At 62.5% G+C, this 19,299-nt stretch carries 20 protein-coding genes; 9 read left to right on the top strand and 11 right to left on the bottom strand.

Annotation, left to right across the window (positions count from 1 at the left end; all coding sequences use genetic code 11):
- Nucleotides 1-146: 146 nt before the first annotated feature.
- Nucleotides 147-1,253, top strand: coding sequence for a tRNA (adenosine(37)-N6)-threonylcarbamoyltransferase complex transferase subunit TsaD (gene tsaD, locus HOC_RS08610; RefSeq protein WP_156950439.1), 1,107 nt, complete (start codon nt 147-149; stop codon nt 1,251-1,253).
- Between the two features lie 10 nt (nt 1,254-1,263).
- Here the strand turns inward: tsaD and HOC_RS22810 are convergent, their stop codons facing one another.
- Both HOC_RS22810 and HOC_RS08605 read right to left on the bottom strand, forming a co-directional pair.
- A complete protein-coding gene (locus tag HOC_RS22810) occupies nt 1,264-1,389 on the bottom strand; it encodes a hypothetical protein (RefSeq protein ID WP_277813045.1) in 126 nt (41 codons plus the stop codon).
- 104 nt (nt 1,390-1,493) lie between these two features.
- Nucleotides 1,494-2,099 (bottom strand): TetR/AcrR family transcriptional regulator, encoded by a 606-nt coding sequence (locus HOC_RS08605; protein ID WP_035537595.1) that lies wholly within the window; start codon nt 2,097-2,099, stop codon nt 1,494-1,496.
- Between the two features lie 137 nt (nt 2,100-2,236).
- Between HOC_RS08605 and HOC_RS08600 the strand changes: the two genes are divergently transcribed.
- Together HOC_RS08600 and HOC_RS08595 are read left to right on the top strand one after the other, a co-directional pair.
- Complete coding sequence (locus tag HOC_RS08600) at nt 2,237-2,536, top strand: YciI family protein (protein WP_035537594.1); 300 nt, start codon at nt 2,237-2,239, stop codon at nt 2,534-2,536.
- Nucleotides 2,533-3,213: a glutathione S-transferase family protein gene (locus tag HOC_RS08595; protein WP_035537593.1), complete on the top strand. Its 681-nt coding sequence runs from the start codon at nt 2,533-2,535 to the stop codon at nt 3,211-3,213. Before HOC_RS08600 ends, HOC_RS08595 begins: the two co-directional genes overlap by 4 nt.
- On the opposite strand, the gene HOC_RS08590 is transcribed toward HOC_RS08595, so the two are convergent.
- The 6 genes from HOC_RS08590 to HOC_RS08565 all read right to left on the bottom strand — a co-directional run bounded on the left by HOC_RS08590 (nt 3,197) and on the right by HOC_RS08565 (nt 9,117).
- Entirely contained in the window at nt 3,197-4,021 is an 825-nt protein-coding gene (locus tag HOC_RS08590; RefSeq protein ID WP_035537592.1) for a sulfotransferase family protein, read from the bottom strand. The genes HOC_RS08595 and HOC_RS08590 overlap by 17 nt on opposite strands.
- Before the next feature lie 48 nt (nt 4,022-4,069).
- Nucleotides 4,070-4,609 carry a hypothetical protein gene (locus tag HOC_RS08585; protein ID WP_035537591.1) on the bottom strand — a complete coding sequence of 180 codons (540 nt, stop codon included), beginning with the start codon at nt 4,607-4,609 and terminating at the stop codon, nt 4,070-4,072.
- Nucleotides 4,610-4,667: 58 nt separating this feature from the next.
- Nucleotides 4,668-6,827, bottom strand: coding sequence for a PQQ-dependent dehydrogenase, methanol/ethanol family (locus HOC_RS08580; protein WP_035537589.1), 2,160 nt, complete (start codon nt 6,825-6,827; stop codon nt 4,668-4,670).
- A gap of 106 nt (nt 6,828-6,933) precedes the next feature.
- Nucleotides 6,934-7,845, bottom strand: a complete 912-nt coding sequence (pyrF, locus tag HOC_RS08575; protein ID WP_035537731.1) for an orotidine-5'-phosphate decarboxylase — start codon at nt 7,843-7,845, stop codon at nt 6,934-6,936.
- A complete protein-coding gene (locus tag HOC_RS08570; protein ID WP_035537587.1) occupies nt 7,842-8,663 on the bottom strand; it encodes a S1 family peptidase in 822 nt (273 codons plus the stop codon). The genes pyrF and HOC_RS08570 overlap by 4 nt, the downstream gene beginning before the upstream one ends.
- Nucleotides 8,664-8,685: 22 nt before the next feature.
- Complete coding sequence (locus tag HOC_RS08565) at nt 8,686-9,117, bottom strand: DUF350 domain-containing protein (protein ID WP_035537585.1); 432 nt, start codon at nt 9,115-9,117, stop codon at nt 8,686-8,688.
- Nucleotides 9,118-9,212: 95 nt separating this feature from the next.
- Between HOC_RS08565 and HOC_RS08560 the strand changes: the two genes are divergently transcribed.
- Entirely contained in the window at nt 9,213-9,995 is a 783-nt protein-coding gene (locus HOC_RS08560; protein ID WP_035537583.1) for a 3-hydroxybutyrate dehydrogenase, read from the top strand.
- A 12-nt stretch (nt 9,996-10,007) separates the two neighbouring features.
- Here the strand turns inward: HOC_RS08560 and HOC_RS08555 are convergent, their stop codons facing one another.
- Entirely contained in the window at nt 10,008-10,640 is a 633-nt protein-coding gene (locus tag HOC_RS08555; protein ID WP_035537582.1) for an SCO family protein, read from the bottom strand.
- Nucleotides 10,641-10,702: 62 nt separating this feature from the next.
- Between HOC_RS08555 and HOC_RS08550 the strand changes: the two genes are divergently transcribed.
- The 3 genes from HOC_RS08550 (at nt 10,703) to HOC_RS08540 (ending at nt 15,039) form a co-directional block, all read left to right on the top strand.
- Entirely contained in the window at nt 10,703-12,070 is a 1,368-nt protein-coding gene (locus tag HOC_RS08550; protein WP_035537580.1) for an ActS/PrrB/RegB family redox-sensitive histidine kinase, read from the top strand.
- 50 nt (nt 12,071-12,120) lie between these two features.
- Nucleotides 12,121-12,693, top strand: a complete 573-nt coding sequence (locus HOC_RS08545) for an ActR/PrrA/RegA family redox response regulator transcription factor (protein ID WP_034740167.1) — start codon at nt 12,121-12,123, stop codon at nt 12,691-12,693.
- A gap of 105 nt (nt 12,694-12,798) precedes the next feature.
- On the top strand, nt 12,799-15,039 hold the full coding sequence (locus tag HOC_RS08540) for a TonB-dependent receptor (protein ID WP_035537579.1): 2,241 nt from the start codon (nt 12,799-12,801) through the stop codon (nt 15,037-15,039).
- 10 nt (nt 15,040-15,049) lie between these two features.
- Here the strand turns inward: HOC_RS08540 and HOC_RS22530 are convergent, their stop codons facing one another.
- A complete protein-coding gene (locus HOC_RS22530) occupies nt 15,050-17,056 on the bottom strand; it encodes an ArnT family glycosyltransferase (RefSeq protein ID WP_035537576.1) in 2,007 nt (668 codons plus the stop codon).
- A 152-nt stretch (nt 17,057-17,208) separates the two neighbouring features.
- On the opposite strand from HOC_RS22530, the gene HOC_RS08530 reads away from it, so the two are divergent.
- On the top strand, nt 17,209-17,940 hold the full coding sequence (locus HOC_RS08530; RefSeq protein WP_156950426.1) for a glycosyltransferase family 2 protein: 732 nt from the start codon (nt 17,209-17,211) through the stop codon (nt 17,938-17,940).
- Here the strand turns inward: HOC_RS08530 and HOC_RS08525 are convergent.
- On the bottom strand, nt 17,937-18,152 hold the full coding sequence (locus tag HOC_RS08525; RefSeq protein WP_035537573.1) for a hypothetical protein: 216 nt from the start codon (nt 18,150-18,152) through the stop codon (nt 17,937-17,939). The two genes, HOC_RS08530 and HOC_RS08525, sit on opposite strands and share 4 nt — an antisense overlap.
- A 133-nt stretch (nt 18,153-18,285) precedes the next feature.
- Here HOC_RS08525 and HOC_RS21750 point away from each other — a divergent pair, with 133 nt between their 5' ends.
- Nucleotides 18,286-19,212 carry an Abi family protein gene (locus tag HOC_RS21750; protein WP_084146222.1) on the top strand — a complete coding sequence of 309 codons (927 nt, stop codon included), beginning with the start codon at nt 18,286-18,288 and terminating at the stop codon, nt 19,210-19,212.
- Nucleotides 19,213-19,299 lie beyond the last annotated feature (87 nt).

The raw sequence follows: 19,299 nt of genomic DNA, 5'->3' as shown, positions 1-19,299 counted from the left end.
ACGCCGCATCCTCAGCGAACGCTGCGGACTCATGCGGCAGGCACCGCTCTCCAATTGCCTGAGGTCCCGGCTTTTGCCGGGACTGCGGCGTGAGTGGGGCCAGCATATATGACACCGCCCTTCCCATTCTCCCCGTCCGGGCCTACATGCGCGGCATGACCCGTGCGCTCACCATTCTCGGTATTGAATCCTCCTGCGACGAGACCGCGGCCGCTGTGCTGCGTCTTGAGGGTGGGCGGGTGACGCTGCTGGCCGATGTGATCCATACGCAGCTGGAGGAGCATGCGCCCTATCAGGGCGTTGTGCCGGAGATTGCGGCGCGGGCGCATGCGGAGATTGCGGACAAGACGGTGGCCGCCGCCATGCGCGAGGCGGGCATCACCTACGCAGATCTCGACGGCGTGGCCGCGACGTCCGGCCCCGGCCTGATTGGCGGTGTGCTGGTGGGCATGATGACCGGCAAGGCGATTGCTCAGGCGGCAGGCAAGCCTTTCATCGCGGTGAACCATCTGGAAGGCCACGCGCTGAGCCCCCGGCTTGGCGGCGATTGCGCGTTTCCTTACCTCTTGCTGCTCGTCTCCGGTGGGCATTGCCAGTTTCTGGAAGTACGCGGGCTTGGCCAGTACAGGCGCCTTGGCTCGACCATTGATGATGCCGTGGGCGAGGCGTTCGACAAGACGGCGAAACTGCTGGGCCTCGGCTTTCCGGGCGGGCCAGCGGTGGAGCGGCGCGCAAAAACCGGCAACCCGAAGGCCTTTGACTTCCCCCGACCGCTGATGAACCGGCCCGGCCTCGACATGAGTTTTGCGGGCCTGAAGACCGCCGTTGCCCGCGCCGCCGCCGAAGCGCCGCTGACGGAGGAACGCCTCGCAGACCTGTGCGCCAGTTTCCAGGCAGCCGTCTGCGATGTGCTGGCCGGCAAGGCGCGCCGGGCACTTGAGGGGTTCGATCCGGGTGAAGGGGAAAGCCTGCGCTTCGTCGTGGCGGGCGGGGTGGCCTCGAACCAGGCGATACGCGCGGCGCTTGAAGCGGAAGCGAAGGCATTTGGCGGGAACTTGTTCGCGCCGCCGCTGCGGCACTGTACGGACAATGCCGCAATGATCGCCCTTGTCGGCGCCGAGCGGATGGCCGCCGGCGAGATAGGGGGGATCGGAGACCTTGGCGCCGGGGCGAGACCCCGATGGCCGCTGGATGAGGCGTCAGCGACGCGCGATCCGGCTTATGCCACAGGGCTCAAGGGCGCCAAGGCCTGATCAGGCACCACTACACTGCAAATTCAGCAAGGGCGAACGTGGCGGCCAGGATGGCAGCGGCGAACGGAATGGCTGCAAGCAGGGCGTAGAGGGATTGGCGGGCTTCGGTTTTCGAGAGGGTCATTGGATCGCTCATTGAGGGTCTTCTGGAAGGCACCATAGTCTTCCATGACCCTGATATAGCAGGCCCTGAAAAATAATCAATGAACAAATTCGATTTTATTCAGCGTTTAGGATTTGTTATCTATCCGGCGTCTTTGCGCCACAGGAAAGCGCGGCCAGAAGAATATCGAGAACACCGACCAGTTCGCGTTGTAGTTTCGGCAGGGAGAGGGCCGAAAACAGCTGAGGGAAACGGAATTTCATCAGCGCCGCCTGCATGTATTCGGCGGTTTCCTCCGGCCGGTCGAGCGGGCGGAACTCGCCCGTCTGGGCGCCGTCATTCAGGATCTGCACCAGGTAAACGCGCTCCTGGGCCAGCTGTTCGTTGAAATAGAGCGGGCGCTCCTGCTTCAGCACATTGGCGACTTCGAGAATTTTCGCATCTTCTTCAATGGCCGTGAACGTGCGGTCGAGGCTCATCTCGAAAAACTCGCGAATGCGGGCAGAGGCCGAGACAGGCTTGCGGGCGATGGCCGCATATTCCTCGAAAACCTTGGCGTTGAACTTGCGCGCCATGGCCTCGGCAATGTCGATCTTGGAGGCAAAGAAGCGGTAGATATTGCCCGCCGACATGCTGCAGTCGCGGGCAATTTCCGACATGGTTGTCTTGCCGTATCCATAGTGATGGATGCGCTCCATGGCGGCTTCAAGGATCTGCTGGCGGGTGTCTGTCGTGTCATTCATGCGAAAACCATACTATCAAATCCTGAAGGATCAATGATTCATTCAGTGAATATTCGCGCCAAGGCTCTGAGAGTAGGCAGCGCACCCTCAGTATGCCATAGGCGTTGCGACACTCAAACCTACCCGGAGAGACCCCCATGCCGCTGTTTTGCCTTCACTGCCTCGACAAGAAAGACGGCGGCGCCGCCCTGCGCGCCGCGACGCGCAGCGCCCATCTGGAATGGGTCGTAGGCAATGGCCCGGATGTGCGCATGGCCGGGCCGCTGCTGGCAGACGACGGCGAGACGATGATCGGCTCGGTCTTCCTGCTGCAGGCCGACAGCCTCGACGCCGCAAAGGCCTTCTCCGCTGCTGATCCCTATTCCAGGGCTGGCGTCTTCGGCGAGGTGCGCATCAATGAGGTCCGCTGGGCCATCGGCGAAGGCAAGCCTGCATGAGACAGCTGATCCTCGGCAATCTCAATTATTCCAGCTGGTCGATCCGGCCGCTGCTGGTCGCGCGCCATGTCGGCCTGCCGGTGGAAGAGGTGATCGTGCCGCTCGATTTCCCGGACACGACAGCGAAGCTGAAAGAGATCAGCCCGACGGCCAAGGTGCCGCTGCTGCTGTGGGACGGGCAGACCGTGTGGGAAAGCCTCGCCATCACGGAATGGATCGCGGAATGGGCAGAGCCGGGCCAGGTCTGGCCGGAAGACCCCGCCGCACGCGCCATTGCCCGCGCCGCCGCATCTGAAATGCATGCCGGCTTCCCGGCCCTGCGCAAGGACTGCCCGATGGACATTCGCGGCCGTGAAGCGACGCCGGAAATGACCGCCGCGCTGGCAGGAGACATTGCGCGTGTGGACGCGCTCTGGTGCGACCTGCGCATGCGCTTTGGCGAGGATGGCCCGTTCCTGTTCGGCCAGTGGAGCGCAGCGGATGCCTTCTATGCGCCCGTCGTCACGCGTTTCCGCACCTATGGCCTGCCACTCAGCCCCGCCGCGCAGGCCTATGCCGACGCCGTGCTGGCCGATGCGAAATTCCTGACACTGGAAGAACAGGCCACGGCCGAACCCTGGTGGATCAAGTACGGGCCGGATGGCCGCTCAAGTGGATCGCTCAAGCCGGAGGCGTGAAGAGGTCGTAGCCGAGATCATGCCGGAACAGGGTGCGCACCTGTTTGCGGTAAAGGTCCATGGCCGGGCCGGTGAACAGCTCTTCGAGTGAGGTCTTGCGGTTCTGCAGCACGTTTGGCTCGGCTTCGGGGTCTGTATGCTTGGCCATTTCCGACTTGGTGCCAGCCGCCAGCGCCGCATCGATCGCGTCCGGCGCCAGGTCAAGTGACCAATGCTCGGCCACGGCTTCCAGCACGGCGCGGGCATCCTTCAGCGTGTCCTCATAGTGGACATTGAGGATCAGGCCAGGCGCGTCATGGCGCACATCGCCCCAGCGGTTCCAGAACCGGGCGAGCCAGTAGATGTCGCAGCGATACTGTTTCCCGGCCGGGTCGCCTTCCAGATAGGTCCTCCAGTCGACCTGGATGTCATATTCCCATTTGGCATGATGGCTGGCGAGAATGGCCATCGGGTGGCGCACGGCCAGCACATAAGGCGGCAGGCTGGCGAGGCGCCGCGCCCAGCCCCAGTCGGCCAGACGATGCGGGATCGTATGGCTGAACGCAAGACGCGGGATCTGCGGGAAGACAGGCTTGTCCTTCGGCCAGCCGATATAAGGCCGCACCGCATTCTCGGAGAAGTATTTCGGTCGCTCGATACCGTGCGTGTCGGCAATGGCGATGGCCAGCATGTATTTCAGCCAGTGCGTGCCGGAATTCTTGGAGGTGACCAGCATGCCGTCAAAGGCGCCATGACGCAGAACCGAATAATTATGCCAATTGTCATTGCTGACACGGGCGCGATAGGCGGCGGGAAGAGTCTGGCTCATCTTTTTGCCCCTACAACCCCGTCAGGCATCGCGCAACTGACAGGCTGGTCATGTGCGCAGGCCCGCCTTGTCGCGGAACACCTGTAGCAGGGAGAGCTGGTCCTTCGTCGGCGCGCCTTCCGCCTCGGAGACGGCGACAAGCATGCTGTCGAGATCGACCACTTCCTTGGGACCGAGATACTTGTCGGCCACGATCTTCTGGCTCAACCGGCGCATCGTCTCCTGCGGCAGCGGCGCCTTGTTGGTGACCCATGCGGCATGCGCGACGAGTTCATGGGCCTCGTCCAGCGTGAAGCTGAAATGGCGGATCATCTCTTCCGAGATCACATCGCTCTGACGGTCCGTCAACGGCCCGCCCCGCGCGCGGGCAATCTCCATCATCATGATCGCGGCGGCCTCGCGCGGATCCTCGATCAGGTCGAGGCCGTTGCGTCCGGAGCGGTATTTGAAGGCCAGGCGCCGGGGCAGGTTGGCCGCCGTGCGGGCCAGGTCGGCCGCCTCACGCGCGCCATCCCGCGCCATGCGCAGGCGCCACGACCAGACGCCGATGGCCACAAGAATGGTGAGAATGCCAAGAATGAACTGCATCAAAAAAGTGTAGCGCGCCCCAGAGGGACGCGCCACATCATTCAGTCAGGTGACAAGACTATTGCTCGCCGCCCGTTGCGTCAGCTGTTGCATGGGCCTGAGCGAGGACATAGGCGCGGATGGCCTCTGACTCTTCGGGCGTCACGAACTCGGCGAACGAGACCATGCCATTGGCGGCAAGGTTGCCGTCGATGACAACGCCCTTCCAGGCTTCGGCATTACCGGTGATGGCCGACCAGCGCAGGTCCGGCAGCACGCCGGAACTCTTGGCGAGGGCGCCATGGCAAACCATGCAATTGCGCGAGAAGGCAATGGCGCCGTCCGCAACCATCGCTTCGTCGCCGAAGGCATCAGCCTTGGGTGTCCGGTCGATCGGAGGAAGGTTTGAATCGGCAATCAGGCCTGTGCCGCCCACTTTGAACGTGACCACCTTGCCGACGGATGAAGGCACAGCGTCGTCATAGGCATAGCCGGCAACCAGCGCAAAGGCGCTGCCCCAGCCGGTCGTGATCGTGACATATTGCTCGCCGTCGATCTCATAAGTTCCGGGGCCAGCGGCCGCGCCAGCTTTCACGTTCTGGCTCCAGAGCTTTTCGCCGGTCGTGGCATTATAGGCCACAAACTCGCCGCTGAGCTTGCCCTGGAAGACAAGATTGCCTGCCGTGGCCAGCACGCCGCCATTCCAGGCATTGTCATAATCGACTGTCCAGCGCGGTTCGCCCTTGACCGGATCCCACGCTATGAGATGGCCCTTGAGCGTCGAGCGGAGGAATTTCGCCACATCCGGCGGCGCAATTGGCGGAATGCCGGACGAGAAGTCAGCGCCTGTGTTCCAGCCGACGGCCTTGGACGCAAAACGCGGATCCTCGACATAGGCCTGCGGGATTTCCTGCGCCGGGATATACGCCAGCTTCGTTTCCGGGCTGTAGGCCATTGGCTGCCAGTTATGCGCGCCGAGCGGGCCGGGCAGCTGCTGGTGAGGCGTCTTACCGTAACGGGCCGCCGCCACTTCCATCGGGCGGCCATTCTCGTCGAGGCCGGTTGCCCAGTTCATCGCGCCGTAAGCGTTGCCTTTGAGGAATTCGCCGGTGGCAGCATCCAGAACATAGAAGAAGCCGTTCTTGGGCGCCTGCATGGCGACGCGGCGCGTGGCACCGTTCTCGCCAAGGGGCAGGTCAGCCAGGATGATCGACTGGGTAGCTGTATAATCCCAATTATCGCCAGGGGTGGTCTGGAAATGCCACTTGTATTCGCCCGTATTGGCATCCACCGCCACGATGGACGAGAGGAAGAGGTTGTCGCCGCCGGACGGGTCGCGGAACGTGCGGTTCCAGGGCGAACCATTGCCGACGCCGAAAATGATCTGGTCGTTGACTGAGTCATACACGATCGAATCCCAGACCGTGCCGCCGCCGCCATCGGTGACCCATGCGCCTTCATCACCCCAGGTGACGTTGCCGACAGTCTCGAAAGCCTTGTCGGAGGCTTCATGGTCAGGCTGCTTTGTCGGGTTTGGAACGGTGTAGAAGCGCCAGAGCTTCTTGCCGGTTTCGGCATCATAGGCGGTGAGATAGCCGCGCACGCCCAGCTCGGCGCCGCCATTGCCGATCAGCACCTTGCCGTTCACGACGCGCGGGGCGCCTGTGATCGTGTAAGGCTTGGCCTGGTCGACGGTGACCGTGCTCCAGACCTTTGCGCCGGTCTTGGCATCAAGCGCATCAAGGCGGCCGTCGATGACGCCGACATAGACCTTGCCCTTGTAGACAGCGACACCGCGGTTCACGACATCGCAGCAGGCTTTCACACCGACGGCGCGGTCGACATCAGGATCATAGGTCCAGAGCGCTTCGCCCGTCTTGGCGTCGAGCGCATAGACGACCGACCAGGCCGAGGTGACATACATCACACCGTCAACAACGATGGGCGTGGCTTCGACACCGCGATTGGTGTCGAGATCATGGGTCCAGGCAACGCCCAGACGCGAGACGTTCTCGGTATTGATACCGGTCAGTGTCGAGAAGCGCTGCTCGTCATAGGTACCGCCATAGGTCAGCCATTCCGCGCCGCCGCTGGCCGTTTCAATGCGATTGGTATCGACATCTGCGAAGGGCGCCTCGACCGCTGGCGCTTCCGGCGCCTTGGCCTCTTCCTTCGGTGCGCAGCCTGCAAGCAGGGCCAGCGCACTGCCAGCCATGATGAATGAACGCCAATGTGTCATGGCCGTCTCTCTCCCGTGTATGGTTATGGTCGCGATCTTGCGCGCGATCTCTGATCAGGCGCGCATGCTAGTACGTGATCGGCATTTGTCGAGACGTTTCGCTGGGTCAGCTGCCAGCGAGGGTTCCGGCGCGATCCGTAACGCCGCTGAGCGATGTGAGATCAGCCTGTGCCGCCTCGATGGCCGCCGCAATGATGCGCTGCCACGCGCCCAGGTCAGCAGCCTCGGCTGCACCTTCCGGGAAGTTCACAGAGCGGGAGGCATTGACCACGCCGCCTTCGAGATGGTTGCCGCGCCGCACGAAACCCGCCAGCGCATCGGCCGCGCCACTGCCCTGCGCGCCGTAACCGGGCACGAGCATCAGGCAAGTCGGCGCCAGAGCGCGCAGCTTGCGGGCCTCGTCCGGGCCGGTCGCGCCGGCCACCAGCATCAGGCTCGACCATCCCGACGCCCCTGTCAGGCGCTCAATGGCAGGCTGCAAGGCCTCAACAACGCGGGCATAGAGCGGCGCGCCGCCCATGTCCTGCGTCTGGAAGTCGGCCGAACCGGGATTGGACGTGCGGGCGAGCACGACGACGCCCTTGCCGTTCGCCTCGGCGGCCGCGAGGAAGGGCTCCAGCGTGTCCATGCCCATATAGGGGTTTACCGTGACCGCATCGGACGCAAACGGGGCGTGTCTGCCAAGATAGGCTTGCGCATAGCCCTCTGCCGTCGAGCCGATATCGCCGCGCTTGGCATCCGTGATCACAATCAGGCCTGCGGCCTTGGCCGCGTCGCAGACGCGCTGCAGGGCGCGCATGCCATCCGGGCCGAGGCGTTCGAACAGGCCGACCTGCGGCTTGAGGACACCGGCACGCCCGGCCACCTGTTCAACAATCGCTTCGCCCCAGCGGGCAAGGCCTTCAGGCGTGTCGCCGCCGAACAAGGCGGGCACGCGGCCGGGATGCGGATCAATACCGACGCAAAGCGGCCCAAGGGCCCGTGTTGAATCGACGAGGCGGCTGGCAAAATCAGTCATGGCCGCACCTGGCATGCAACCTTGACCACCTGCAAGCGGCGGCGGGCATTATCTGATTGCGGGCCATAGGTATTGGCCGTGAAAGGCTCGTTCGGGCCTTCGGTGATGGGCACATTCAGACTGGTCAGGAAGGCCTCAACCGACGAGGGCGCCGCCGTATAGATACGGCCCCGGCGCGGGCTCTCGGCAACGATCACGCCGCGCACGCCGCCATTCTTGTCAAAGACCGGGCCGCCGGAAATGCCGCCCAGCGTGCCGGTCAGGCCCTGCGTTCGGCCAATCTCGGCCCAGGCGAGGATCGGTTCCTGCCCGTCGCGGCGCCCGCGCGTGATGAGCTTCGAACGCGACATGAGACGGGTGGCCACTTCACCGGGCCGACCTTGCGGATAGCCAACATGATAGCCTTCGGCACCGACGCGCAGGGGCGAACCAAGATCGAGCTTCACGGCGGCGGGGCTGCGGCCGGTGGAAATCAGGGCGAGGTCATGGTCCGGATCGACGGTGACGCGCGCAGCGGGCACGTACTGGTCCGGCGCGATCAGCAAGCCGACGCTGTTGCAGCCATCGACGACGTGCCGGGCAGTGACCCAGTCGCCTTTTGTGTTGATGGCAAAGGCCGTTCCGATACCGTCTTTCGGCTCATCGACCTGGACGAGGATCTGTTCATCGAGAATGGAGGGGGGCGGCAGCGTGGGCCCGTCGGATTCCAGAACTGTTGGCGGCGGTTCGGGCGCGTCGGCGCTGCGCTCGTTCGCAAAAAGGGTTCCGACCACGACGGTGAAGACCAGCAGGTACAGGACCCAGTCAAACGATCTCATGGTCGGTGGCGCCTCCTGCGCGCTAGAACCTTTGCAAGGCCGGATCCCACAATCCGGCGGCCAGAATAAGGGCGGATGACAGCTTGGCGGCGATCAGCACGATGGCCGCGCCGGCCTGGTCATCCTCAATCCGCCTTGGCAGGTCGCGCAGCACGACATCCACCAATCGGTATACGATCAATTGAAGCAGCAGCGCGATGACGCCCCAGATCAGCAGGTCGAGCAGGGAGACGCTGGAGGCCAGCGTGGATGCAATCGGAATGGCGAGGCCGGTGATCGCGCCGGCCAGCGCGAGGCCGGCCGAGGCGTTTCCGCCTTTTACCAGTGCCAGTTCTTTCCACGGCGTCAGGAGTACATAAATAGTACTGGCGACAAGTAACATGACACCGGCCGCGGTCGTCCATATCAGAAAGCGAGGGAAAGCCTCAACGAAAGCACCGATTTCACCGCCCATCGAACCTGCCTATCCTCTACACTTACGCCTGCGACCCTCCCAAGGCCGCCTTTATCCCTAAACACAGCGCGCCTGCGCCTCAAGGAGACTTCATCATGCTGACCGGAAAAACTGCACTCGTCACGGGATCCACGAGTGGTATCGGGAAGGCGATCGCGACACGGTTCGCGCGCGAGGGTTGCAATATCGTGCTCAACGGGTTTGGCGACGAGGCGGAAATCGAGGCCGAACGGGCCGGGATGGCCAAGGAATTCGGCGTGAAAGTCGGCTATGCGAACGCTGACCTGACCAAGCCGGACGCGATTGAAGGCATGATGGGCTATGTCGCCCGCGACTTTGGCGGCGCCGACATTCTCGTGAACAATGCAGGCGTGCAATATGTTGCGCCCATCGAGGAATTCCCCATTGCGAAATGGGACCTGATCATTGCCCTGAACCTGACATCAGCCTTCCATACGACCCGCATGGCCCTTGGCGGCATGAAGGAAAAGGGCTGGGGCCGTATCATCAATACAGGCAGCGCCCATGCCAAGGTCGCTTCGCCCTTCAAGTCCGCCTATGTCACCGCCAAGCATGGCCTCGCGGGCCTCACCAAGGTGACCGCGCTGGAGGGCGCGCAGCATGGCGTGCGCTGCAACCTGATCTGCCCCGGCTATGTGCACACGCCGCTTGTTGACGGGCAGATTGCCGACACGGCCAAGGCGCGTGGCATGTCGAAGGAAGACGTGATCAAGAACGTTATCCTTGATGCCCAGCCGACCAAGCAATTCGTGACAGTCGAACAGATTGCCGGCTTTGCCGCCTTCCTCTGCTCGCCCGACGCCGACCAGATCAATGGCGCGGAACTTTCAATCGATGGTGGCTGGACCGCCGCCTAAGCCTAATGCCGCCTACTCGTCCAACACATCGGCGAGGCAGGCGGCAATGGTCTCGCTCGTGTCGTCATGGGTGAAGAAGGTCTTGAGGTTCCAGTCCTTGTCCATCAGGTAGAGCAGGCTCGTATGGTCCATCGTATAGCCGGCCGTGCTGCTGGGATCATCAACCCGGGAATAGTCGGCAATGAAAGCCTGCGCGGCGGCGCGAACCTGTTCGGGCGTGCCGGTGAGGCCGACCAGATTGTCCGGGAAGGCTGACGTCGCAACATATTCGGCAAGTTTCTCGGGCGTATCGCGCTCCGGATCGATGGAGATCAGCAGTGTTTGCGGCGGGTCGATACCTTCAGGCAGCATCTTGTAGGCGCGCGCCACGGTCACCAGCGTCATTGGGCAGACGTCCGGGCAATAGGTGAAGCCGAAATAGATCAGCGTCGGATGGCCCTTGAACGTATCCTGCGTAACCGCCTCGCCCTTGTCATTGACCAGCGAGATAGGCCCGCCAATCTCCGGATAGGCGCGGCTGAGACAGCCTGACTTGGTGCCGCCGGACTTGGCGCCTTCGGGCGTATCGGCAGGGCCGGACGGGGAACAGGCGGTGGCGGCAAAGGCGCCGAGCGCCGCGATCAGGGTGCGATAGGGAAAGGTCATGGCCGCGATATGCCGCCAACGCACCGCTTGGCGCAAGGGTCACGCTGACGCATAAGCATCGCATGGACGATATCACCCGCGACTCCCGTTACGGCCTCGACGATGCCGTGTTCACACTGGCCCCGGAAGGCCTAGGCTCGGCCCAGTCGGCGCTGGGACGCACGCGGCTGCGCACCTTCATCACGCTGCGCTGGCTGGCCGTGGCCGGGCAGACCATGGCCGTACTCTTCGTGGCTTTCGTGCTGGGTTTCGAGCTGCCGCTGGCGCTGTGCCTGGCGATTATCGCCGCCTCCGCCTGGCTTAACGTGTTCCTGGCCTTTGCCTTCCAGAGCCAGCGCCTGACGCGCGGCTGGGAGGCAAGCCTGCAGCTGGCCTTCGACACGCTGCAACTGGCGGCGTTGATTACCGCAACGGGCGGCCTGTCGAACCCGTTCCTGCTGCTGCTTCTGGCGCCGGTGACGGTGGCGGCGCTTTCCGTGTCACAGATGCGGGCGACTTTGGTGGCCGTTCTGGCCCTTTTGCTGGCCGCGTTGATGCCGTTCGTGGCCCTTCCCTTGCCCTGGCTGAATGGCGAAGTGATCAGCCTGCCGCCCCTGTTCCAGTGGGGCCAGTTCACGGCGCTCGCCGTGGGCCTTGTCTTCTTCTCGCTCTCCGCCGTACGCGTCAGCCAGGATGAAGCCCGCCTCGTGCGCGCGCTTGATGCCGCCAGCGTCGTCATGGCGCGTGAGCAGAAGCTGTCCGCGCTGGGCGCCATGTCGGCGATGACGACGCATGAGCTTGGCACACCGCTGGCCACGATCCACCTTGTCTCCAAGGAATTGCTGGCCGAGCTCGACCCTGATGATCCGAACATGGAAGATGTGCGCCTTATCGCGGAACAGGCGGACCGTTGCCGGTCCATTCTGGCCACCATCCGGGAGGCACGCGAGGCCACCGACATCGTACACGCCCTGATGCCGCTGGATGCGCTGGTGGAAGAGGCCGCCGCCCCGTTCAAGGGCCTTGGCGTCGACCTGGTCGTGCGCGCTGGTCCGGGCGACCGGGGCGAGGCGAAGGCGCCGATCCTCAATCGCAGCCCTGAAATCCTGCACGCCCTTGGCGCCTTTATCGAGAATGCCGTCAGCTTTGCCGACACGCGCGTGACGGCGGTGGCTTCATGGACGGATGACCAGGTGCTGATCACGATCACCGATGACGGGCCGGGCTTTGCGGCTGAAGTGATGCCGAAACTGGGCGAGCCTTATGTCTCGCAGCGGAGCGAGGCGCAGCTCGGCGGCGGAGACATGGGGCTTGGTTTTTTCATCGCCAAAACACTGATCGAACGCACTGGCGGGCGCATCGCCACGCGTAACCGCACACCGCCGAAACGGGGCGCCGTTGTGCAGGCCCTGTGGCCGCGTGCAGCACTTGAGGCTTCTAAATTGGCCTAAGCCGTGCAAAAGGCCTATATTGAATCTGAATCGCAAGAAGGAACGCGGCCATGGACCGCCCGGTGACAGTTAACGTGCACGAAAGCCTCAAGGGCGTGGAAGATCGTTCCTGCCTCGTGATGGATGACGATGGCCCGTTCGTACAACGCATGGCGCGGGCGCTGGCCCAGCGCGGCTTTGTGGTTTCCGCCGTCTCGACCGTCAGCGAGGGCAAGGATATTGCCCGCATGAACCCACCCGCCTTCGCCGTGCTGGACCTGCGCCTGGAAGACGGCAGCGGGCTTGATGTGGTCGAAGTACTGCAAAAATTTCGCCCTGATGCCCGCGCCGTGATCCTGACCGGCTATGGCGCCATCGCAACAGCGGTTGCCGCCGTGAAGGCTGGCGCGGTCGACTACCTGTCCAAACCGGCTGATGTTGACGATATCATTCGTGCGCTCACCGCCACGAAGGACGAAAAACCGGCGCCGCCGGAAAATCCGATGTCGGCCGACCGGGTGCGCTGGGAACATATCCAGCGCGTGTATGAGCTGTGCAATCACAATGTGTCCGAGACGGCCCGCCGCCTGAACATGCATCGCCGCACGCTGCAGCGCATCCTGGCGAAACGCGCGCCGCGCTGAGGGCGCTAACAGGTTTTTGACCCTCAAATTGCTGACGGCAGCGTCACGCAAATCGTAATATTTGCAACTGTTGCCAAGGATTCTCAACTGGCCTAATCGCGCCGGATGAAATCATCCTGCGCCCTCCCCGCCTCGCTTGTCCTGCTCTCCTTTGCCGCCCCGGCCCTCGCCCAGACCCAGGACGAGACCAAGCGTCTCGACCCGGTCGTGACGACGGCTGTTCCCGGCGCCACGCCGCTCAGCGACATTCCGATGTCGGTCAGCGTGATTGGGGCGGATGACCTCAAACTGGCAAAGGCCTATCTCGGCGCAGAGGACGTGACGGACCTGCTGACGGGCGTCGATGCGGCGGTGGCAAATGGCACGCAGGTGGCGTTCCAGATCCGTGGTATCGGCGCGGTGGACCATCAGGCGCTGACGCCCGGCGCAGCGGCGGTTTATGCAGATGGCGTCTATTTGGCCACCAATGTGCAGACCGGCCTGATGCTGTACGACCTTGAGCGGATCGAAGTGCTGAAAGGCCCGCAGGGCACGCTCTATGGCCGCAATGCCTCCGGCGGGGCGATCAATTTCATCACGGCCAAGCCGGGCGAGGGCCAGTCGCGCTATCTGAGCGCCGGATATGGCAATTTCAATCGTGTCGATCTTGGCGGCGCCTATGGGGAGAGCCTTGGCGGCGGCTTCAGCTATCGTCTTGCCGGGCGCTACCTGTCGCGCGATGCGGCGCTGGACAACACCGCCGGACCGGAAGACGCTGGCGGCGTGCGTGACGAGTTTGGCCTGCGCCTTGGCCTCAACTGGGACGAAATGCTGGGCGGGCGCCTTCTGATGCGCACGCATTACGAAGAAGACAATGGCGTCAATGCCTCGCCGCGCAATGACAGCCTCGACCTTGGCGACCATGAGATCGCGGTTGAAGGCACCGGCACGCAGGACACGGATAATGCCTTCTATGGCGCGTCGGTGGACTATACGCGCGACCTTGGTCGCTGGGAGCTTTCATCGCTGACGGCCTTTGAAGGCTATGCGCAGCAATACGGGTTTGACTTTGACGGCGCCCCGGCCCTTTTCGGCAATGCGGCGCTCAGTGCGAACCTTTCCTATGACCGCTCATTCCGTCAGTATTCGCAGGAGTTCCGCCTGCAGACGGACTGGACCGGCGGGCATACGCTATTCGGCCTCAGCGCATCGACCGATGATTTCAGCCAGACCTATACGATCTGGTGCGGCGAGCTGGACCCATCTACGCTGATCGGCACCTGCCCCTATGTCGGTGCAGCGAGCCGCGCGGGCCCGACGCCCGTCTCGCCCACCCGCGCCATGACGCTGGTGACCGATATCAACCAGTCGCGCGATACGCTCGCGGCCTTCACGCACAATGATTTTGACCTGACAGAACAGCTGACCGCCACGTTTGGCTTGCGCCTCACGCATGAGGAGATCGACGGGCATGGCAGCGGACGGCATGTCTTCGAGGATGGCACCATTGGGTATAACAATGTGAACGGGCTTGGCCTCGCCTATGGGTCGAACACGATTGATGAGACGCGCCTCAGCGGCAATGCGGCGCTTGCCTATGATCTCGGTGCTGGCACGGCCTATGCGTCTGTGGCGAACAGCTACAAGTCCGGCGGCTTCAATGGTGAAGTGCAGAACAATGCGACGCATTTTGCTGATGAGGGCCTGTTCTCTGCGGAGTCAGTCACGGCCTATGAGGTCGGCTACAAGGCGCGCCCTACGGAGGCGCTGACATGGACGCTGGCGGCCTTCTGGCAGGATTACGATTCGCCGCAGGCCCGCATCTTCGTGAACTTCCCGCTGCCGGACGGATCGAGCATTACCTCGAACTCGCTGTCGAACCTTGATGCCGCGACTGTCCATGGCGCTGAGGCGGACGTTACGTGGCGGGCGACGGAGGGCCTGACGCTGGATGCCGGGCTGACGCTGCTGGACACGGAGATCGACCAGTCATCCGATATTGGCGGCAATGCGGCCACCTTTGACGGCAATCCCCTGCCCTTTGCCTCGGACGTGTCGGCGACGCTGGGCGCGCGTTATGACTTTGCGCTGACGCCGGGTGTGGACGCCAGCCTTGCGGCCCATGCCAAGTATCGCGGCGACTATTATCTGGACCCGGAAGGCCTTGAGGCGCGGATGCAGAAGGGCTTCACCACGCTTCAGGCCGAGGCGACGTTCGCCTTTATCGACACGGGGCTGAGCCTGACACTCTGGGGCCGGAACCTCACCGATGAAGACTATGCCCTCTCGGGCTATGGCTTCATCGGCTACAACACGTTCCGTTCAGACCCGCGCACCTTTGGCGTACGGCTGGATTACAGCTTCTAGCAAGCGCCCATCACTCGGCAGGCGAGACGCCCGGGCAACCGCCGGTATCGAAGCGGATCGCCCGGAAATTGACCGGGTCGCCATTGGAATAGTTGAGGGCGTAGTGTGGCTCGGACTCGGTGACGCAGAGCTTCATTCTGGCGGCTTCTGCGCGCAGGTTTGCGACTTCATCGGCGATGGCGGGAACGGCTTTGCGATCCTCGAAGTTGACGAGATAGACGACCGGATAGGCGGCCATGTCTGTGGGCAGGTCGAGCGGGGTTTCAGGTGGGTGCAGGTTCTGCGTGCCCATGGTGAGGATGTAGGAGGGCTCTGCATAGCCGAGGGCCAGGATGCGTTGGGGCGCGACCGTGTTGCAATCCGCATCATCGCCGGGCACGCCGCAGACTTCTTCCAGCGCCGCGCGGGCCGTTTCGGTCGGCTGCAGCCAGACCTGGCTTGGCAGCATGAAGATGCGCACGTGCCAGCCGATCGTGATGCTGGCGGCGATGGCGAGCAGGATGGCGAGGCCGTCCTTGCGACGGGCAAATTCCACGATGGCAAAACCTGCAAGGGCAAAGCCGACCCACCAGAGCCAGAGCGGGAAGCTGCGATAGGCCGTCCAGGACTCGAGCACCTGGCTGGCCGCGACGGTTTTGAAGTCACCAGCGGTTTCTTCCATGTAGAAGACCGCGACACCGGGGAAGGAAACAGCGAGCAGCAGGATCGCGCCAATCGCGAAGAGAACCAGTGATATCCAGCGGGTGACCGGCATGCGCACACCGTCCATCAGCTGCACGGCGGCATAGCCGCAGAGGAGGCCCATGGCCGGATAGGCGGGGAGGATATAGTGGCTGAGCAGCGTGGGCATCAGTTCGAAGAAGACGAAGGTGAGCGCGGCCCAGGCGACGATGAACCGAATGGCGCGGGTCTCGTCGGTCAGGCCATCAATGCCGATGGGCCAGCGGGATTTCCAGTCGTCGCGCCCGGCAATGTACCAGAAGGCGGCGAGCAGCAGGGCGGGATGGGGCAGCAATGGCAGCGCGAACAGGAGAACCGTGAGAAAGGCGAACACGACAGCAGCGATGGCGGCGGAGTCGCGCAGCCATTTCCAGCCAAGCTCGTTGCGCGGTTTCAGGCGATGCCATGCCGCGACGCAGGCCGGGGCGAGCATCAGCGTGGCCGGGAAGAACCAGGCTGGCAAATGGGTGAGGTGGTAGAAGGGCCAGCCACCATGGCCTTCGGAGGCGCCGGTGAACTTGTCTTTCAAGTCCTTGCCGACGGCGCCCTTGATGAACTCGCCATGCGTCGCGGCTTGAATCCAGAGGAACCATGGCAGGACGAGCGCGACGAAGATGAGCGGCCCGGGCCACCAGAGGAGGACTTTCCACCAGTCCCCGCCCTTGCCGACGGTCGCTTTCGTCCACACCCATGCGCCGATACCGGCATAGGCGGCGACCATGGGGCCGACGGGGCCCTTGATGAGGAAGACGAGGCCCATGGCCGTCCAGAAGAGAAGCGCCATGCGTTTCGACTGGTCATTACGCATGTAGAGGCGGGCGAGCGCGCCGATGCTCAGCGTGGTCAGGAACACGAGCACGCCATCCGTCTTGGAAATATGCGCCTCGCTGGTCAGTAGCAGGGTTGCCCCAAACAGGGCCGCGCCGAGCCAGCTGGCGCGCCTTCCGATGAGGGGGATACCGCACCAGAAACAGGCGAGCGTGGCAAAGGCCGCGCCGAGCCAGCTGGGGACGCGATAGGTCCATATCTGTTTCGCTTCTGCGCCGGTGAAGAGGGCCGTCGACCCGGCCTGCAGCCAATGGATGCCTGCGGGCTTCTTGTTGCGCAGCTCGTCCTGGTAGCGCAGGCGGATATAATCGCCCGATTCCAGCATCTGCTTGGAGGCCTGCGCGAAGCGGCTTTCGTCGCGATCGAGCGCAGGCAGGTTGAACACGCCGGGCGCAGCGGCCCCGAACGTGATCACGAAAAGCAGGACCCAGGCTTTCCAGCCGGTCGAGATACGGTCGAGGAATGTCATGGCTTTGCCTTTTAGCGGCAGTCGCGCGCGCCGTCTTGTGGTTTTGGGCAGGAAAGCAGGACCAGCGCCAAGTGCGGTAGGGTCTCGCTTTTGCCGCCTTGCCTCGTTATGAGGCTTGGTTCGTTCTCCTGACAGCCCGAAGGCTTTCTGTTTTGGCCAATTCCCTCGAATTCTCAATCGTCGTGCCGCTGCATAATGAGGCTGGCAATGTCACCCGCCTGATCGAGGAGATCGCGCGGGCGCTGGACGGGCGCGCCTTCGAGATGCTGTTCGTCGACGATGCCTCCACCGATGACACACGTGCCGTGCTGGTGGAGCTGAAAAGCCGTTTCCCGATGCTGCGCGTTGTGGCCCACCGCAAGAATGCCGGCCAGAGCCGGGCCATTCGTTCGGGCGTGCTGGCGGCGCGGGCGCCGGTGATTGGCACGCTGGACGGCGACGGCCAGAACGACCCGGCCGACCTGCCGGACCTTTACCGCGCTCTGACGCGCGCCGATGCGCCCCAAGACCTGAAAATGGTGATGGGCCGCCGCGCCAGTCGCAAGGATACGGCATGGAAACGGTTCGGGTCGCGCTTTGCCAACAATATCCGCATGCGCCTGCTGAACGATGACTGCGATGACAGCGGCTGCGGCATCAAGGCCTTCTACCGCGACACCTATGTGTCCCTGCCCTATTTCGATCATATGCACCGCTACATGCCCGCGCTCTTCCGGGCCGAGGGGCACAAGGTGGAATATCGCGACGTGAACCACCGTCCACGCGCCACGGGCACCTCGAACTATACCAATTTCGGCCGCCTCGGCGACGCGCTGTCAGACCTGCGCGGCGTGATGTGGCTGATCCGCCGCCGGCGCAATCCGGGCGGCGCGGACGAGCTTTAGGCGCCAATACGCTGGCGAATGAAGGCGGCACGGCCCTCGACGGGCGCCAGCGGCACGTCCACCAGCGAAAAGCCAAGACTTTCATAGGCCTCGCGCACCAGCGCGCCGAAATCGAGCGTGCGTTCTTCATCCTGTGCGTAGATCGCGCGACACGACAAATCCAGAACGCAGTCTGCGGCGGCATAGCCCAAAGCAGCGGATTTTGTGATCAATTAGTTGACGGTTAGGAGTTCTATGCCTATGTTAGCTTCAACAACACCCCTCAGGCCTAGAGCGCAAGCTTGCCCAATACCGAGGGGTTACTTCTTTAAGGCCTTCTCGAGTTAGTCGAGAAGGCCTTTTTTGATGGACTATTCTAAGCCAGCGACAAACATTAATGATCAGGCTACCCTGCTGAAACAGCGGGGAATGGTTATTGTAGACGAAGATCTTGTCAAACGTTGGCTAGTCACTGTCGGCTACTACCGGCTCAGCGCATATTGGCTTCCATATGAGAAACCAGCCCAAGACAATCAAACACGTAGCAAAGTGTTTTTTCCAGGCACCCCGTTTGAATCCGTCGTCGATATCTACACATTCGACAGGCAGCTGCGCCTACTTGTAACAGAAGCCATCGAACGGGTTGAAATCGCGCTACGCACTAGTTGGACATATCATTTGTCTCATGCGAGCGGTCCGCATGCCCATATGAATGCAGAATTCTTCGATTCTGGCTGGAGTCATGCCAAGCGAATAGCAACAATGGCGGCACGTACTGAGCAAAGCCGAGAAGTGTTCATTACGCACTATCAGGAAAAGTACGGAAATCCGTACATGCCTCCGTTATGGGCTGTTACTGAGCTGATGACGTTCGGTGAACTGTCTAAATGGATTTCGGCTACTTCAAACTTAAAAATCAGCTCAGCAATAGCCAAGGATATCGGGCTGCCTTCAAGAGAAACGCTTGAGGGGGCAATTCAAACACTAGCGTATGTGCGAAACATCTGCGCGCATCACGGTCGATTATGGAATCGCCGTCTCGTCAAACGCATTCCAAACATCAAACGGTTTCGTGATGATCTTTGCATATCACAAAATGGGCGACAGGCTCAGCCCGAAAATCACATATATAATGTTTTGGTCATTCTCATGCGATTGTTGAATCATCAAAGTCCCGACACAACTTTTTCCACACGTTTAAAGGAGTTAATTCAAACACGCGAGCCTGTTCAGCGCAAAGCTATGGGATTTCCTGATGATTGGGAGAGCCGTCCGATCTGGAAGACGGCGTGATTGTTCTGCTTACAGAATAGATAGCCGATACCAACGCAGGGCGCGTAAGCACGCTCGACTTGCCGCTGCCAGGCGGACCGGTGAAAA

Origin of the sequence: Hyphomonas oceanitis SCH89 (assembly GCF_000685295.1) — a bacterium.
In the GTDB taxonomy this organism is placed as follows: Bacteria; Pseudomonadota; Alphaproteobacteria; order Caulobacterales; family Hyphomonadaceae; genus Hyphomonas; species Hyphomonas oceanitis.
The sequence above is the reverse complement of the archived record's forward strand: the minus strand, read 5'-3'. Positions and strand labels throughout refer to the sequence as shown.